This window comes from Flexivirga lutea, assembly GCF_054778955.1.
In genome coordinates this window covers 242206-258720 of sequence record NZ_BAAGZB010000003.1, presented here as the reverse complement: position 1 = coordinate 258720, position 16515 = coordinate 242206, and the positions used below count along the sequence as shown (strand labels likewise).

The window sequence follows — 16515 nt, the reverse complement described above, 5'->3', positions numbered from 1 at the left end:
CGGCTACTTGGCCTGGAAGGCGTCCCGCAGTTTGCCGAACAGCCCCTTCTCGACCCGGCCGAAGCGCGCCTCCGGGCGCTCCTCGCCACGCTCCTTGGCCAGCAGCCGCAACAGCTCCTCCTGCTGCGGGTCGAGTTTGGTGGGCACCCGCACATTGGCGTGGACCAGCAGGTCCCCGCGGACCTGCGAGCGCAGGTGCGTCACCCCGAGACCGCGCAGCGTGATGACGTCACCCGGCTGGGTGCCCTGCGGGATCTCGACATCACGCTCGCCGTCGAAGGTGTCCAGCGGCAGCGCGGTGCCGAGCGCTGCAGCGGTCATCGGCAGTTCGACCGAACAGTGCAGGTCGTCGCCGCGTCGCTGGAAGGTCGGGTGCTTGCGCACCCGCACCTCGACGTAGAGGTCACCCGCTGGGCCGCCGGCGGAGCCGACCTCGCCCTCACCGGTCAACTGGATGCGGGTGCCGGTGTCGACGCCGGCCGGCACCTTGACGGTGATGGTCCGCCGGTCACGCACCCGGCCCTCGCCGGAGCAATTGAAGCAGGGGTCGTCGATGATCTCGCCGTAACCGCGGCACGCCTGGCAGGGCCGGGTGGTCATCACCTGGCCGAGGAAGGACCGCTGCACCTCCTGCACCTGGCCGCTGCCATGGCAGATGTCGCAGGTGTGCTTGCCGGTGCCCGGCCGCGCCCCGTCACCGTGGCACACCGAGCAGGTGACCGCCGTGTCGAAGGTCAACTCCTCCGCACCACCGAAAACCGCTGTGCCCAGGTCGATCTCGACCGCGATGAGAGCATCCTGGCCGCGCTGCGTGCGCGAACGCGGGCCGCCTTGGGCGGCGCCGGAACCGCCGAAGAACGCGTCCATGATGTCGGAGAACGAGAAGCCCTGGCCGTAGCCCGCGCCGCCACCGGCCGTCGCGTAGGGATCGTTGCCCATGTCGTAGGCACGCCGCTTCTCGGCGTCGCCGAGGACGTCATACGCCTGCGCGACCTTCTTGAACTGATCGGAAGCCTCCTCGGACGGGTTGACGTCCGGGTGCAGCTTGCGGGCCAGTTTGCGGTAGGCCCGCTTGATCTCTTCCGGACTCGCGTTCTGCGCGACGCCCAGGTCGCCGTAGTAGTCGTTCACGAAGCTCCTTCGAGCTGTTGGTGCGGTTCGAGGTCAGTTTTCCAGGATGTCGGCGACGTAGCGTGCGACCGCACGCACCGCCGCCATGGTCGAGGGATAGTCCATGCGGGTCGGACCGAGGACGCCCAGGCTCGCCAGGCTTCCCGCGTCGTATGCCGTGGTCACGATCGACGTGCCGGTGAGGCCGCTGATGGCGTTCTCGGTGCCGATGCGGACCGCCACGCCCTCGGTCGGCTCGACGCCCTCCTGCGTCAACAACCGCAGCAGTACGACGTGTTCCTCCAGGGCGTCCAGCAGCGGCCCGAGGGAGAGCGCGAAGTCGCTGGAGCGCACCAGGTTGGCGGTGCCACCCAGCACGACGCGGTCCTCGCGCTCCTCCGCCAGAGCGGCGGCCACCGCTTCGACCACGGTCACGCGGGCATCCGACGAGTCCTCGGCCAGACCTGCGGCCCAGTCCCGCAACGCGCCGGCCGCCACCGCGCGACGCAGGCCGGCGCTTCTGTCGTTGAGGCCGGCCCGCAACTGATGGATCAGCTCGTCGGATTCCGCCTCGGTCATCGTCCGGCCCAGGTCGATGACGCGCTGCTCGACCTGACCGGTCGACAGGATCACGATGAGGCTGAGGCGGTCCGCCGAGCGCGGCACCAGCTCCACGTGCCGGACCTTGGCGGCATTCAACGAGGGGTACTGCACCACTGCCGCCTGCCCGGTCAGTGACGACAGCAGCCGCACGGTGCGCGAGATCACGTCGTCCAGATCCACCGACCGCACCAGGAACGCCTCGATGGCATTGCGTTCGGCCCGGGAGAGCGGCTTGATCTGGCTGAGCTTGTCGACATACAGCCGGTAACCGGCGTCGGTGGGGATGCGGCCGGCGGAGGTGTGCGGCGCGGCGATCAGCCCGTCCTCCTCCAGCGCGGCCATGTCGTTGCGCACGGTGGCCGCACTGACCCCCAGCTGGTGACGCTCCAGCAGCGCTTTGGAACCGACCGGTTCGGAGGTCGACACGTAGTCCTGCACGATCGCTCGCAGCACCTGCAGCCTGCGCTCGTCGCTCATGACCGGTCACCTCCTCACTCGCCCGGGCCCTACGTCTGGCACTCAGGTATGTCGAGTGCCAAGTCTACTTGCCTCCCGCAAGCGAGCCGAATCCCCGACTACGCTTCCCGGCGTGACGGACAGATATGGCACCGACGTGCTCGCGGGTGACTGGCGCAAGCCGCCACGGGGACGTTCGACGCAGATTCCCGCCGAACCCGGACTGGTCGTGGAGGAGGTCCAAACCGGCTGGTGCGGTGCCGTCGTGTCGGTCGAGAAGTCCGGCGGCATGCGGGTCGTGCACCTGGAGGACCGGCACGGCCGCAGCCGCGCCTTCCCGATGGGTCCGGGTTTCCTCATCGACGGCAAACCGGTCGAGCTGGTGGCCGCCGCCTCGCGCTCGGACGCGGCCGCGCTGCAGGCAGCCCGGGACGCCGCAGCGCGCACCGCCAGCGGTTCGCGTGCGGTCACCGATGCGACGGCGCGGGTCGCGCGCGGGTCGCGCATCTTCGTCGAGGGCAAGCACGACGCCGAGCTCGTGGAGAAGGTCTGGGGCGCGGACCTTCGCATCGAAGGCGTCGTGGTCGAGATGCTCAACGGCGTCGACGACCTGCGCGCGGTCATCCGCGAGTTCGGCCCGACCCCCGAGCGCCGGATGGGCGTCCTGGTGGATCATCTGGTCCCGGGTACCAAGGAGGCCCGGATCGTGGCCGACGCCCTCGCCATACCCGAGGCACGCCAGGATGTCCTGGTGCTCGGCCACCCGTATGTCGACGTGTGGCAGTCCGTGCGTCCGGAGCGGCTCGGCTGGAAGCAGTGGCCCGTCATACCGCGCGGGACCTCCTGGAAGCACGGCGTCCTGGCCGAACTCGGCTGGCCGCACGCGAGCCAGGCCGATGTCGCGAACGGCTGGAAGCGCATCCTCGGCACGGTCCGCAGCTACACCGATCTGCAGCCCGAGCTGCTCGGTCGGGTCGAGGAACTCATCGACTTCGTCACGGCCGTTGCATGAGAGCCGGCGGATGAAGCTCGAGGCGGAGCTCGTCGCCGTCGTACTGGCCGTCGACGCCGGCCGGCCCTGGGTCCTCGCGACCGGTGAACCACCCGCGTTGCCGGCCGGACCGTTGACCGCGGGACAGGACTCGTTGCAGGCCGGAGTTCGCGAGTTCGCCCGCGGCCGCAGCGGATTCGATCTGGGGTATGTCGAGCAGCTCTACACGTTCGCCGACCTCGGCCGGTCCAGCGACGACCGGCGCACGGTCTCGATCTCCTATCTGGGACTCACCCGTGCGTCGATCGCGGGCAGCGTGCGCCCGACCGATTGGTCACCGCTGTACGACCTGCTGCCGTGGGAGGATCGGCGGCATCTGGGCGACGACCGCACCGACCGCCTCGGCGAGGAGCTGGAGCGGGCGCTGCGCCGCTGGTGCGGTGAGTCCACCGAACGCCTCGACCGTTGCCGCTTCCTGTTCGGCTACGACGACACACCCTGGCGTCCGGACCTGGCGCTGCAGCGCTACGAACTCCTCTGGGAAGCCGGCCTGGTCGCCGAATCCCCTGCCGCCGGACGCATCTCCGCACTCACCGCAGGTCCGATGCTGCACGACCACCGCCGCATCCTGGCGACCGGCCTCTCCCGGATCCGGGCCAAGCTGCAATACCGGCCGGTGGTCTTCGAGCTGATGCCGGCGACGTTCACCCTGCTCGCCCTGCAGGAGACCGTGGAGGCCGTCGCCGGCCAGCACGTGCACAAGCAGAACTTCCGCCGCGCCGTTGAGGTCCAGCATGAGCTCGTCGAACCCACCGGTGACGTCTCGCACGAGACCGGCGGACGCCCCGCCAAGCTCTACCGTTTCCGCGGCTCGGTCCGCGAGGAACGTGCTCAGGTCGGCACCAAGCTGCCGCTGCCTCGGTAGGCCGCCAACCGGACGGCCGCCGGTTCGGAACTCCGGGCTCCGTCCCTTCTGACGATGCGCACCGGTGTTATGCTCAGTCTCAGCATTTACTCATTGTGAGCATTACCAAGCTGAGGAGCAATGGTGAGCATCAGCGAGTTGTCCTACGACCACGCGGCGGCATACGAGAACGTGCGGCAGGTGATCCCCGAGGTCGAGTGGGCCATGTATGCCGACGACATCGAGGCGATCCACCGGCTCAAGCGCGAGCAGGATGCGGTGATCCTGGCGCACAACTACATGACACCGGAGGTCTTCCACGGCGTCGCCGACATCAAGGGTGACTCCCTCGCGCTGGCCCGGGAGGCGCAGCACGTCGACGCCGGCACCATCGTCCTCGCCGGTGTGCACTTCATGGCCGAGACCGCCAAGCTGCTCAACCCCGGCAAACGGGTGCTGCTGCCCGACCTGCGCTCGGGTTGCTCGCTCGCCGAAAGCATCACGCCACAAGACATTGCGGCGTTGCGCGAGCAGCACCCGGGCGCACCCGTCGTCACCTACGTCAACACCTCGGCGGCGGTCAAGGCCGCCAGCGACATCTGCTGCACCTCCGGCAACGCCGTGCAGATCATCACCTCGCTCGGCGTCGACACGGTGATCATGATCCCCGACCAGTACCTCGCCCGGAACATCTCCGCCCTCACCGGTGTCGAGGTCGTGACGCATCCCGGCGCCTGCGAGGTGCACGAACGCTTCACCCCGCTGGACATCGTGCAGATCCGCCAGGGACATCCCGGCGTGACGGTGCTCGCACACCCCGAGTGTCCGCCCGACGTCGTCGCCGAGGCCGACTTCGCCGGGTCGACCGCCGACATGCAGCGGTATGTCGAGGACGAGCAGCCGGCCAGCGTCGCACTGATCACCGAGTGCTCGATGAGCGACAACATCGCCGCACAGCACCCTGACCTGGAGTTCGTGCGGCCGTGCAACCTGTGCCCGCACATGAAGCGAAACACGTTGGGCGCCATACGTGCTGCGCTGGAATCCGGCGGCCCGGAGATCGACGTCGACGCGGCCGTCGCCGCCCCCGCCCGCCGCGCCATCGAACGCATGCTGCAAGCGACCCCCGGAGGGGCTGCGCGATGACGCTGCGCACGCCGATCGTCGTCGTCGGATCCGGACTGGCCGGCCTGACCTGCGCCTGGGCAGCGACCGAGCCGGTCGTGCTGATCACCGCCGCCTCGCTGACGTCCGGCGCAGCCAGCATGTGGGCGCAGGGCGGGGTCGCCGCCGCACTCGCCGCAGACGACTCCACCCGGGACCACGCCGACGACACCTGGCGGGCCGGTGCGTTCGCCGGCGACCGCGCGGTCATCGATCGCATCACCGCCGCCGCCCCCGGCGTCGTCCGGCTGCTCGCCGACCTGGAGGTCCCCTTCGACCGCGCGCCCGACGGCAGCCTCGACCTCGCGCTGGAAGGCGGCCACAGCCGCCCGCGGGTCGCACACGCCGGTGATCACAGTGGCGCCGCCATCACCGCCTGTATGGCGTCCGCGGTGCTCCACTCCCCCACGATCGAGATCCGTGAGAACCACTCGGCCATCGAGGTGCTCGTCCGCCCGAACGGCTCCGTACGGGGTGTCGTGGTCCGTCGCGCCGACGGCACCGAGGAGCTGATCGAGACCGAACGCGTTGTCCTCGCGACCGGCGGGCTCGGTGGGCTCTGGCCGCACACCACCAACCCAACCACGGCGCTCGGCCAGGGCGTTGCGCTGGCCGCCCGGATCGGCGCACGCACCGACGACCTGCATCTGGTGCAGTTCCACCCCACCGGACTGGACGTTCCGCGCGACCCGATGCCGCTGCTCACCGAGGCGTTGCGCGGCGCGGGAGCGACCCTGTTGGCCGACGGGATCCGCTTCGTCGACGAGCTCATGCCTCGTGACGTGGTGGCCGCGGCGGTGTGGGAGCAGTTGTCGGCGGGTCGCACCGTCCGGCTGGACGTGCGCGGGATCCCAGAGGTCGCAAGGCGTTTCCCCGCCGTCGCGGAACTCACCGCGGCGTCTGGCCTGGACCTCGCCGCCGACCTGCTGCCCGTCCGGCCCGCGCTGCACTACTCGATGGGCGGGGTCACCGTCGACGACCACAGCCGCACGTCGGTGCCTGGTCTGTGGGCGATCGGCGAGGTGTCTCGCACGGGGCTGCACGGTGCCAACCGGCTGGCCTCCAACTCCCTGTTGGAGGCGGTGGTCAGCGGCCGCGCGGCCGCCGAGGACGCGTGTGCCGGGCCGGGCACCCGGGACTGCCGGATCGAGCCCGCCGACCCTGCGACGGTGCTGCCTCGCACCAACCGTGCCACTCTTGCGATGCAGGACGTTCGTCGCGTGCTGGGCGACGCGTGCGGGGTGCTGCGCGACGGTGCCGGTCTGCACCGCGCCGTGCGTCTGCTGGCGCCGCACACCGGCGATGACGTGTCGTATGTCGCCTGGCTCGTCGCGCGCTCGGCTCTGGCCCACCCGCACAGCGTCGGCGCGCACCGGCGCACCGATGACGCCGCTCCCGCGGCCGCCGAATCCTTAGGAGTGACACCATGATCAGCCCCGAACTCGAACGGGTCGTACGTACGGCGCTCGCCGAGGACCTCGGCCTGGGCGGCGACCTGACCACCCGGCTGACCGTGCCGGGCGACGCGGCAGGGACGGCATACATCGTCAGCCGGGAGGAGGGCGTCCTGTCCGGCCCTGCCGCCGCGACTGCGACCTTCGCCGCCGTCGATCCGTCGCTGCGGGTCGACTGGGCCAAGCAGCCAGGTGACAAGCTCGCGCCCGCAGATCTCGTCGCCACCCTCACCGGCTCGGCCCGGTCGGTGCTGACCGCCGAACGCACCGCCCTCAACCTGCTGGGTCACCTCACCGGGATCGCCTCCCGCACCAGCGTTTTCGTCGATCTGGTGGAGGGCACCAAGGCCCGCATCGTGGACACGCGCAAGACCACGCCCGGTCTGCGCGAGCTGGAGAAGCAGGCGGTCCTCGACGGTGGCGGCACCAACCATCGGTTCGGGCTGTATGACGCCGTGCTGGTCAAGGACAACCACATCGGCCTCGGCGGCGGACTGCTCCCCGTCCTGGAGCGCTTGGCCGCGGCCGGCAGTCATTTGGTCCGCGTGGAGATCGAGGTCGACACCATCGAGCAACTCGACACGGTCCTCGCCTTCGACGCCGAGCGCATCGCCGACGGCCGGCCGCCGGTCGTGCACGCGGTGCTGCTGGACAACATGGAGGCGTGGCAGGTCGCCACGGGGGTCGCCCACATCCGCCGTCACCCGGCGCCGCTCGTGGCCGAGGTGTCCGGTGGGGTCGACGAGGAGACCGTGCAGGAACTGGCCCGCGCCGGCGCGGACGCGATCTCGGTCGGCGCCCTGACGCACAGCGTGCGCTGCCACGACTTCGGCCTCGACCTGCACATCTGACCCAGGCGCTCCGCTGCCCACCTCAGCCGACGCACCCGCATCGCGCATGACGTCTCGGCGGGAAGGGCTACCAGCCGAGGAGGCGGCGCACCACGGTGTCGGCGAGCAGCCGGCCCCGCAGGGTCAGCCGGGCGGCCGGGCGCTGCCGGCGGACCGCTGCCGCGCCGTCGAGCAGGCCGTCGGCGATCAGCCCGGCGACGGCGGAGCGACCGGCCTCGTCGAGCACGTCCAGGCTCAGGCCGTCCGACAGCCGCACGCCGAGCAGCACCCGCTCGTCATACCGCTGCGCGTCGGTGAGGATCTCCCGACCCGCACCCGGCGACGCGCCGGCCAGCACACGCTCGGCGTACGGCGAGGGGTGCTTGACGTTCCACCAGCGCACCCCGCCGACATGGCTGTGCGCACCCGGACCGACGCCCCACCAGTCGTCGCCGCGCCAGTAGGACTCGTTGTGCCGGCACCGCGCGTCCGGCCGCCGTGCCCAGTTGCTGATCTCGTACCAGTCGAATCCTGCTGCCGTCAGGACTGATTCGGCGATCTCATACTTCTCCGCCTCGTCGTCGTCCTCCGGCAGGGCGACGACACCACGGCGCACCTGCGCGGCCAGCTTGGTGCCTTCCTCCACGACGAGGGCATAGGCACTGATGTGGTCCGGCTCCAGCTCGGCCGCAGCCTCCAGACTGCGTCGCCAATCGGCCGGACTCTCCCCCGGCGTGCCGTAGATCAGGTCGAGGCTGACCTGCAGCCCTGCATCGCGGACCGCGCGCACGGCAGCACCGACATTGGCCGGATCGTGGGTGCGTTCCAGGGTCGCGAGCACGTGCGGAACAGCCGACTGCATGCCCAGGCTCACCCGGGTGAACCCGCCCGCGGCGAGCGTCTCGGCCACGCGTCCGTCGACCGTGTCCGGGTTGGCCTCGGTGGTGACCTCCACGTCCGGCTGCAGCCCGAAGAGGCCACCGGCCTGCGCCACCATTCGCGCCAGGTCGTCGGCACGAAGCATCGTGGGAGTGCCCCCACCGACGAAGATGGTGCTGATCGCGGGAGCTTCCTCGCCCAGCGTCCGGCGCGCGAGCTGCAGCTCGGCGACGGCGGCGTCGGCATAGGTGGACACACCCGCGCCGTACCCGCCGAGTTCACCGATCGTGTAAGTGTTGAAATCGCAGTAACCGCACCGCACCGCACAGAACGGCACGTGCAGATAAAGGCCGAGCCGGCGACCGGCCAGCCCGTTCAGCGCCGTCGCCGGCAGCGAACCGTCGGACGGGACGGGTTCTCCGACGGGGAGGGTGGAAGGCACCCGGCAATGGTAGGTCGCGCCGCTCCGCGAGGTTCGGCCGCGACCCGCTCGCCAGTGCGCACCCGGACAGCGGCTCCCTGTGATGGCGTGCCGAGCACCCGGTTGAATGGACCCCATGAGTCTCTTCCTCACCGTCGACGCCGGCGGCACCTCGACGCGGGCCCTGGTCCACGATGCCGACGGGACGTGCATGGGGTATGCCGTCGCCGGCGGCGGCAACCCGACCGCATCAGGCGTGGAAAGCGTTGCCAATGCGATGCGTTCGGCGGCTGACAACGCCCTGCGCCAGGCCCAGGCGGAACCTGCCGACATCGGCCACGCCCTTGCGGCGATGGCGGGTTCTGCGGTCGGACTGACCGGCGTGGAGCGCGGGCTGCAGCAACTGGGCGTCTCGGCCGAGCTGCGCATCGGCAGCGACCTGGAGGCCATCCTCTTCGCGGGCACGGCCGCGCTCGATGGTGCCGCGCTGGTGTCCGGCACCGGAGCTGCGGCGATCGTGGTGCGCGGCGGTGTCACGACAGCGCGCAGTGACGGCCGCGGCTGGCTGATGGGCGACGTCGGCTCCGGCTACTGGATCGCACGCCGGGCGGTGCGCGCCGTCACCGCCGATCTCGACAGCCGCGGCCCCCGCACCAGCCTGACCGAGGCCCTGCTGCCGGCAGCTGGTGTGGTCGGTGATCGGTCCGCCGGCAAGGACGTGCTGCTCGACCAGCTCGTCACCGCCGTCTACGCGATCCCCACACCCGGCATCGCACGGTTCGCGCCCCTGGTCTTCGAGCAGGCCCCCGTCGACGAGATCGCCCGGTCCATCATCGAGGATGCGGGCACCGGTCTGGCCGACACCGTCACCGCGCTGGACTCCCCCGATCGCGACGCACCGTTGGTCGTGGGCGGAAGTGTGCTCTTCCATCAGGCGGGGCTGCGCTCCCGGGTTACCGAACTCCTGCGCGAGCGTGGCTGGACGGGACCGGTCGATGCCGTCTCCGACGGCACGCTCGGCGCGATCTGCATGAACCTGCGCTCGGCGAGCGTCACGGTCGACGCCGACCGACACGCACACGCCCGGACGTCGCTCCGCGCCATACGGTCTCGGATCTGACCCGCGACGTCAGAGGGTCCCCGTGGCCGCCTGCAGTCCGAGGCTGGCCAGCGCCACGCAGATCCACAGCAGTGCGCCGAGCAGCAGGGGCCGGTGCCCGGCGGCCCGCAATTGTGCGGGTCGCATTCCCAGGCCGATGGCCGCGAGGGCGACGGTGATGAGGAAGGTGCCGAGGAACGTCAGCGCATCGTGCCAGCCGGCGGGGATGGCGCCGATGGAGTTCAGTGCTGCCGCGACCAGGAATCCGACCAGGAACGCCGGCACCACCTTGCGCCACGGGATGCTGACCTGTTCGCCCTGATGGGCGGCGTCCCGTCGTGCGGTGAGGAACGCCAGCACCATCACGATCGGGATGATCAGCAGCGAGCGGGTCAGCTTCACCACGATCGCGTAGGGTCCGGCGCCGTCGCCGAAGCTGTATGCCGCGGCGACCACCGACGAGGTGTCGTTGACCGCCGTGCCGCTCCACAGCCCGAACGAATGACCGGACATCCCGATCAGGTGCCCGATCGGGGGGAACAGCAACACGGCGAGAATGTTGAAGGTGAAGATCGTGCCGATGGCGTAGGCGACATTCGACTGCTTGGGTCGTATGACGGCCGTCGTCGCGGCGATGGCCGAGGCACCGCAGATGCCGGTGCCGACACCGATGAGAGTGGACAGCTCGCCGTTGATCCCCAGCAGCCGGCCGAGGACGTAGGCACCGCCGAGGGCCACCGCGAAGGTGCCCAGCATGACCGGCAACGAGCCACCGCCCACCTCGATCACCTTCGCCAGCGACAGCCCGGTGCCCAGCACCACGATCGACAGCTGCAGCACCGATTTGCTGGCGAAGCCCACCCCGGGCGCGAGCCGCTCATCGCGCATCAGCGGCACGGCTGAGCCTGCCAGGATGCCCAACAGTATGCCGAACACCGGGCCGCCGATCACGGGTGCAAAGTGGCCGAAAAGCGTTGCAACAGAGGCGATCACCACAGCTACCAGCAGCCCGGGAAGATAGGACAGCGCGGAGCGCTCGTGCGGATCGCCACCGGCCGAAGGGCTTGCTGCTGCACAGTTCGAATATGTCGTCGTTGCCACACCACAAGGTTCGGCCCACGCGCGCTCCGCCGGTAGCCGTCATCTCCCCATAGTGGGTATATCCTCCGCATATGACATGCTGGCCGGACCTGAGTGCCCTAGAGCTGCTCGTCGCCGTCGCCGATCACGGCAGCCTGTCCGCCGGCGCCCGGGCGACGGGTGTCGCGCAACCCAACGCGAGCCGGTCCATCGCTCGCCTGGAGCGCCATCTGGGGATCACGCTGCTGCACCGCTCGACCGCGGGATCGACGCTCACCGACTCCGGGTTGCTCGTGGTGGGGTGGTCGCGCAGCGTGATGCAGGCGGCGCGTGAATTGGCCGAGGGCGCAACCTCCCTCGCGACGGACAGCAGCGAGTCGCTCGTCGTCGCAGCCAGCCAGACCATCGCCGAGCACCTCCTGCCGTCGTGGCTGGCCACGCTGAGGGAGACGCAACCGCAAGTACGCATCGAGATCCACGTGCACAACACGCACGACGTCCTGTCGGATCTGCTCGAAGCACGCTGCGACCTCGGCTTCATCGAGGGGCCTCAACCACCGCGGGGCGTCAATCACCTCGTCGTCGCACACGACGAACTCGTCCTGGTCGTCACGCCCCGGCACCCGTGGGCGGGCCGCCGGGAACCGGTGACCGCCGACGAACTCTGGATCACTCCACTGGTCGTGCGCGAGCCCGGCTCCGGCACGCGGGTCGCACTCGACGAAGCACTCGGGGCGCCGGCGCAACCGGCGGTGGAGCTCGCGAGCAACGCCGCCGTGCGGGTCAGCGTCCAGTCCGGCACGGCGCCGGCCGTGCTGAGCAGACTGGCAGTCTCCGACGCACTCGCCACCGGTGCGCTGCTCGAGGTCCCGACGACCCTGCGGCTGCATCGTCAGTTGCGCGCCGTCTGGACCGGCCCGCGCAGACTGCGTGGACCCGCCGCGGAACTCGTCGCGATCGCCGGTCGCGCGTGAGCGTCAGCTCTTCGCCTCCGTCACCCACAGTGGTATGACGCCGTTGACCACCTCGGTGCCGTCGGCCAGCCTGCCGGTGACCCGCACCGGCACCTCGTGCGGGGTGGGCCGGTCCCAGTCCGCCGGATCGGTCTCGGCGATGCAGTCGACTGCGGACGGCACCTTTGCGATGTATTCGAGCTGAATGCCCTTGGGAATCCAGCGAGTTGCCGGCTTGACCGTCGCTTCGGCGAGCAGCCCCATGGCGGCTTCCATGCCGTTGGCGACCGCGATCGCGTGGATGGTGCCGATATGGTTCTGCACTCCGCGCCACTTGCGGATCCGCACCACGGCGCGGTGGGGCGCCATCTCGCGTACCTGCGGCTGCACGGTGGCGAAGTATGGCGCCCGCGCCATGAAGCCCAGGGCGAACACCTGTCGTCCGAACGGTTTGCCGGCCAAGCGCTGGTAGAGCTGGAACGTCGACGTCATACGTCGATGTTACTCGTTGGTAGCCTTCCGGGTGGCCAGCACGTCGCGCACGATCCGGTCGACCCGCAGGCCCTTGCGTTCGAATCTCGTCTCGACGCGGCCGTCGAAGCGGGGTGCGAATCCCCCATGGTCCCCGCGCGGGTCGACGTCGGTGTCGCCGGGGTCGGCGAGCCGCCCGGCATACGGGTTGACGAGTCGAGCACAGCCCTCCACCACGTCCCGCATCTGCCAGGCGTAGTCCGCCCAGTCCGTCGCAAGGCGCCAGTGACCTTGCGGCTCCAGCAGATCCGCGACTCGATCGGCGAATTCCGGCTGCACGAGCCGACGCTTGTGGTGCTTGGACTTCGGCCACGGGTCCGGAAAGAACGTCCATACCTCGCGCACGCTGCCCGGTCCCAGCATGCTGGGCAGCGCCTGTGCCGCGTCGGCACAGATCAATCGGACGTTGTCGACGCCCTCGTGCACGCACTTCGCGATGGTCTGCGCGACACCGGGCACCCACACCTCGACCGCGAGGAAGTCGACGTCGGGGTGCTCGGCCGCCGCGTGCACGATGCAGTCCCCGCCGCCGGAACCGATCTCCACCACCAGCGGCGCGGACCTGCCGAACGCGGCGGCGACGTCGAGGCGGTGGTCCGGCTCGACCAGCGTGCCTTCACCCACCATCGGCACGTCCAGCAGGTATGCCGGCCCGTGCTCGGCGAGCGCACGGTGGTGGCGTTCGGCCATCCGGCCGCTGCGCCGCGTGAAGGAGCGCGTCCGGGCCAGGTGGACCGGCGAATCAGATTGCGACACTTACTTCTTCGCCTTCTCCACGGCGCCGGAGTCCTGTGACAGCGCTGCGATGAACGCCTCCTGAGGGACTTCCACGGAGCCGACCATCTTCATCCGCTTCTTGCCCTCCTTCTGTTTCTCCAGCAGCTTGCGCTTGCGGCTGATGTCGCCGCCGTAGCACTTGGCCAGCACGTCCTTGCGGATCGCGCGGATGTTCTCACGGGCGATCACCCGTGTGCCGATCGCGGCCTGGATCGGCACCTCGAACTGCTGGCGCGGGATGAGCTCCTTCAGCTTGGTCGCCATCGAGACGCCGTAACCGTACGCCTTGTCGCGGTGCACGATGTTGGAGAACGCGTCGACCTTGTCCCCCTGCAACAGCACGTCCACCTTGACCAGGTCGGCGACCTGCTCGCCATCGGGTTCGTAGTCGAGAGAGGCATATCCGCGCGTCTTGGACTTCAGGGCATCGAAGAAGTCGAAGACGATCTCGGCCAGCGGCAACGTGTAGCGCATCTCGACACGCTCCGGCGAGAGGTAGTCCATCCCGCGCAGCGTCCCGCGCCGCGACTGGCACAGCTCCATCACCGCACCGATGAACTCACTCGGCGCGAGGATCGTCGCACGCACCACGGGTTCGGTGATCGAGGCGACCTTGCCGTCCGGGAACTCGCTCGGGTTGGTGACGGTGACCGTGCGACCGTCGTCGAGCGTCACGTCGTAGACCACGCTCGGCAGTGTCGAGATGAGGTCGAGATCGAACTCCCGCTCCAGCCGCTCGCGGACGATCTCCAGGTGCAGCATGCCCAGGAAGCCGACCCGGAAGCCGAAGCCGAGGGCCGCCGACGTCTCCGGCTCGTAGACCAGCGCGGCGTCGTTGAGCTTCAGCTTGTCCAACGCATCGCGCAGGATCGGGTAGTCCGAGCCGTCGATGGGATAGAGACCGGAGAAGACCATCGGCTTGGGGTCGCGGTAGCCGCCCAGCGGCGTCGTGGCACCGCCCCGGGCGGAGGTGACCGTGTCACCGACCCGCGACTGGCGCACGTCCTTCACCCCGGTGATCAGGTAGCCCACCTCACCCACCCCGAGACCGTCGGCCGGCGTGGGCTCGGGTGAGATCACTCCGATCTCGAGCAGTTCGTGGTTGGCGCGGGTCGACATCATCTCGATGCGCTCCCGGGGATGCAGTGAGCCGTCGACGACTCGCACGTAGGTCACCACGCCGCGGTAGGTGTCGTAGACCGAGTCGAAGATCATTGCGCGGGCGGGCGCGTCGGCGTCGCCCTCGGGGGCGGGGAACTGCCGGACGATCTCGTCGAGCAGTGCTTCGACACCGACCCCGGTCTTGCCCGAGACCTGCAGCACGTCCGACGGCTCGCAGCCGATCAGTCCGGCGAGTTCCTCGGCATACCGCTCCGGCTGGGCCGCCGGCAGGTCGATCTTGTTGAGCACGGGAATGATCGTCAGGTCATTTTCCATGGCGAGGTAGAGGTTCGCCAGCGTCTGCGCCTCGATACCCTGCGCCGCATCGACCAGCAGGATGGCACCCTCGCACGCCGCCAGCGAGCGCGACACCTCGTAGGTGAAGTCGACGTGACCGGGCGTGTCGATCATGTTCAGGCAGTATGTCGAGCCGTCCAACTCCCACGACATCCGGACCGCCTGGCTCTTGATGGTGATGCCGCGCTCACGCTCGATGTCCATCCGGTCGAGGTACTGCGCACGCATCGCCCGCTCGTCGACGACGCCGGTGATCTGCAACATGCGGTCGGCCAGCGTCGACTTGCCGTGGTCGATGTGGGCGATGATGCAGAAATTCCGGATCAGGTCCGGGGGCGTTGCGGCGGGCGGCAGCGCCTGACGAGCCATGGGGGACAACGTGGCTTACCTCGAGAAGCGGCGGGATCGGGGGACTTGGCCCAGTGTCCCATGCGGTCGGGCCGGATCCGAACCGACGTTCAGGCCGTCGTGGCCCGGGTCCGGCCGCTCGCTTCGCGCCGCGCCAGCACCGCGCTGATCGCGGCGATCGCGATGCCGGCGACCGCCAGCAGCGCGCCGACCCGACTGGGCCACTCATAACCCAGACCGTGGGCGAGCACGACACTGCCCAGCCACGCCCCCAACGCGTTGGCGATGTTGAGTGTCGAGTGGTTCAGCGCCGCCGCCAGCGACTGGCCCTCCTGTGCCACATCCATCAGCCGGGTCTGCAGCAACGGCACCAGCACCGAAGGGAGCATGCCGAGCAGGAAGACACCCACGACTGCGGTCGGGCGGGCGTGGGCCATCGGTCCGAAGAGCGCCAACAACACCGCGATCGCCGCCAGCATCGCGATCATCCCGCGCAACATCCCGTATGCCGCGACCCGACCGGACAGCATCGTCCCGATCGTCATACCGACGCCGTACACGACCAGGATGAGCGGCACCGCGGCGTCCTGGAAGCCGGACAGGTGGGTCATCGTCGGCGTGATGTAGGAGAAGGTCGCGAACATCCCGCCGAACCCGACGGTCCCCACGCCGAGCGTCAACCACACCTGCGGGCGGGCCAGCGCGCTGAGCTCGGAGCGGGCCGAGGCCGCCCCGTCCGCCGGCTGCATGGGCACCCATGCCAGCACGGCGACCACGGTCACCAGGGCCACGAATCCCACGAAGACATAGGGCCATTGCCATCCCAGATGCTGCCCGAGCAGGGTGGCGAGCGGCACGCCCACGACGTTAGCGACCGTCAGGCCGGCGAGCATCATCGCGACCGCGGCGGTACGCCGGTGGATCGGCACCAGCGAGGCGGCGACCACCGACCCGATGCCGAAGAACGCACCGTGGGGCAGGCCGCTGACGAATCGCGCGACGAGCAGGGTGCCGTAACTGGGCGCCAGCGCCGAGCCGAGGTTGCCGATCGCGAACGCCACCATCAGGGCGACCAGCACGACCTTGCGGCGCAAACCTGCGGCGAGCATCGCGACCAGCGGAGCGCCGACCACGACACCGAGCGCGTATGCCGACACGACATGGCCCGCGGTCGGAATGCTGATGTGGACGCCGTCGGCGATCTGCGGCAGCAATCCCATCGTGACGAATTCGGTGGTCCCGATGGCGAAGCCGCCCAGCGCGAGCGCGAACAGCGCGATGCGGATCCGGGCTTCCGGCGGGGCGTCGGCAGCGCCGGAGGATGGGGGCGATGCGGTAGCGGGTGACGTCACCGGACCAGCGTTCCGCGTCACGACGGTTACTCGCGAGTAGATCGACCGTACGTGACCGGATTCACCACCGCCCGGCGCACGGGAGGGCCATTGACCCACCGGCGC

General features: G+C 69.8%; 15 protein-coding genes. 7 read left to right on the top strand and 8 right to left on the bottom strand.

Annotation, left to right across the window (positions count from 1 at the left end; translation table 11 throughout):
* Positions 1-3: 3 nt before the first annotated feature.
* Positions 4-1131: a molecular chaperone DnaJ gene (gene dnaJ, locus ACYVBN_RS13920; protein ID WP_440282524.1), complete on the bottom strand. Its 1128-nt coding sequence runs from the start codon at positions 1129-1131 to the stop codon at positions 4-6.
* A gap of 33 nt (positions 1132-1164) precedes the next feature.
* Complete coding sequence (gene hrcA, locus ACYVBN_RS13915) at positions 1165-2190, bottom strand: HrcA family transcriptional regulator (RefSeq protein ID WP_460601046.1); 1026 nt, start codon at positions 2188-2190, stop codon at positions 1165-1167.
* A 112-nt stretch (positions 2191-2302) separates the two neighbouring features.
* Between hrcA and ACYVBN_RS13910 the strand changes: the two genes are divergently transcribed.
* From ACYVBN_RS13910 to nadC, 5 genes are all read left to right on the top strand, one after another.
* Complete coding sequence (locus tag ACYVBN_RS13910; protein WP_440282522.1) at positions 2303-3181, top strand: DUF3097 domain-containing protein; 879 nt, start codon at positions 2303-2305, stop codon at positions 3179-3181.
* Between the two features lie 10 nt (positions 3182-3191).
* Positions 3192-4085, top strand: coding sequence for an NUDIX hydrolase (locus ACYVBN_RS13905; protein ID WP_460601045.1), 894 nt, complete (start codon positions 3192-3194; stop codon positions 4083-4085).
* A 123-nt stretch (positions 4086-4208) separates the two neighbouring features.
* Positions 4209-5210, top strand: a complete 1002-nt coding sequence (nadA, locus tag ACYVBN_RS13900) for a quinolinate synthase (protein ID WP_460601044.1) — start codon at positions 4209-4211, stop codon at positions 5208-5210.
* A complete protein-coding gene (locus tag ACYVBN_RS13895; RefSeq protein ID WP_460601043.1) occupies positions 5207-6658 on the top strand; it encodes an L-aspartate oxidase in 1452 nt (483 codons plus the stop codon). Before nadA ends, ACYVBN_RS13895 begins: the two co-directional genes overlap by 4 nt.
* A complete protein-coding gene (nadC, locus tag ACYVBN_RS13890; protein ID WP_460601042.1) occupies positions 6655-7533 on the top strand; it encodes a nicotinate-nucleotide diphosphorylase in 879 nt (292 codons plus the stop codon). Before ACYVBN_RS13895 ends, nadC begins: the two co-directional genes overlap by 4 nt.
* Positions 7534-7600: 67 nt before the next feature.
* Here nadC and hemW read toward each other — a convergent pair whose 3' ends face one another.
* A complete protein-coding gene (gene hemW, locus ACYVBN_RS13885) occupies positions 7601-8833 on the bottom strand; it encodes a coproporphyrinogen-III oxidase family protein (RefSeq protein ID WP_460601041.1) in 1233 nt (410 codons plus the stop codon).
* A 115-nt stretch (positions 8834-8948) separates the two neighbouring features.
* Here hemW and ACYVBN_RS13880 point away from each other — a divergent pair, with 115 nt between their 5' ends.
* The gene (locus ACYVBN_RS13880) at positions 8949-9932 is read left to right on the top strand and encodes an N-acetylglucosamine kinase (protein WP_460601040.1); all 984 of its coding nucleotides are present in this window, start codon (positions 8949-8951) and stop codon (positions 9930-9932) included.
* Positions 9933-9941: 9 nt separating this feature from the next.
* Here ACYVBN_RS13880 and ACYVBN_RS13875 read toward each other — a convergent pair whose 3' ends face one another.
* Entirely contained in the window at positions 9942-11012 is a 1071-nt protein-coding gene (locus ACYVBN_RS13875) for a YeiH family protein (protein WP_460601039.1), read from the bottom strand.
* A 71-nt stretch (positions 11013-11083) separates the two neighbouring features.
* Between ACYVBN_RS13875 and ACYVBN_RS13870 the strand changes: the two genes are divergently transcribed.
* Positions 11084-11965 (top strand): LysR family transcriptional regulator, encoded by an 882-nt coding sequence (locus ACYVBN_RS13870; RefSeq protein WP_460601038.1) that lies wholly within the window; start codon positions 11084-11086, stop codon positions 11963-11965.
* 3 nt (positions 11966-11968) lie between these two features.
* Here ACYVBN_RS13870 and ACYVBN_RS13865 read toward each other — a convergent pair whose 3' ends face one another.
* From ACYVBN_RS13865 to ACYVBN_RS13850, 4 genes are all read right to left on the bottom strand, one after another.
* Positions 11969-12436, bottom strand: a complete 468-nt coding sequence (locus ACYVBN_RS13865) for a hotdog fold domain-containing protein (RefSeq protein WP_440282513.1) — start codon at positions 12434-12436, stop codon at positions 11969-11971.
* A 9-nt stretch (positions 12437-12445) separates the two neighbouring features.
* Positions 12446-13231, bottom strand: coding sequence for a tRNA (guanine(46)-N(7))-methyltransferase TrmB (gene trmB / locus ACYVBN_RS13860; protein WP_460601037.1), 786 nt, complete (start codon positions 13229-13231; stop codon positions 12446-12448).
* Complete coding sequence (gene lepA / locus ACYVBN_RS13855; protein WP_460601036.1) at positions 13232-15079, bottom strand: elongation factor 4; 1848 nt, start codon at positions 15077-15079, stop codon at positions 13232-13234.
* Positions 15080-15168: 89 nt separating this feature from the next.
* Positions 15169-16410: an MFS transporter gene (locus ACYVBN_RS13850; protein ID WP_460601035.1), complete on the bottom strand. Its 1242-nt coding sequence runs from the start codon at positions 16408-16410 to the stop codon at positions 15169-15171.
* Positions 16411-16515 lie beyond the last annotated feature (105 nt).

What these genes read in the sequence shown, in the direction of transcription:
- ACYVBN_RS13905 (WP_460601045.1), top strand. Translation starts at nt 3,192, where the DNA reads ATGAAGCTCGAGGCGGAGCTCGTCGCCGTCGTACTGGCCGTCGACGCC.
- ACYVBN_RS13870 (WP_460601038.1), top strand. Translation starts at nt 11,084, where the DNA reads ATGACATGCTGGCCGGACCTGAGTGCCCTAGAGCTGCTCGTCGCCGTC.
- nadC (WP_460601042.1), top strand. Translation starts at nt 6,655, where the DNA reads ATGATCAGCCCCGAACTCGAACGGGTCGTACGTACGGCGCTCGCCGAG.
- ACYVBN_RS13880 (WP_460601040.1), top strand. Translation starts at nt 8,949, where the DNA reads ATGAGTCTCTTCCTCACCGTCGACGCCGGCGGCACCTCGACGCGGGCC.
- lepA (WP_460601036.1), bottom strand. Translation starts at nt 15,079, where the DNA reads ATGGCTCGTCAGGCGCTGCCGCCCGCCGCAACGCCCCCGGACCTGATC.
- hrcA (WP_460601046.1), bottom strand. Translation starts at nt 2,190, where the DNA reads ATGAGCGACGAGCGCAGGCTGCAGGTGCTGCGAGCGATCGTGCAGGAC.
- ACYVBN_RS13865 (WP_440282513.1), bottom strand. Translation starts at nt 12,436, where the DNA reads ATGACGTCGACGTTCCAGCTCTACCAGCGCTTGGCCGGCAAACCGTTC.
- ACYVBN_RS13895 (WP_460601043.1), top strand. Translation starts at nt 5,207, where the DNA reads ATGACGCTGCGCACGCCGATCGTCGTCGTCGGATCCGGACTGGCCGGC.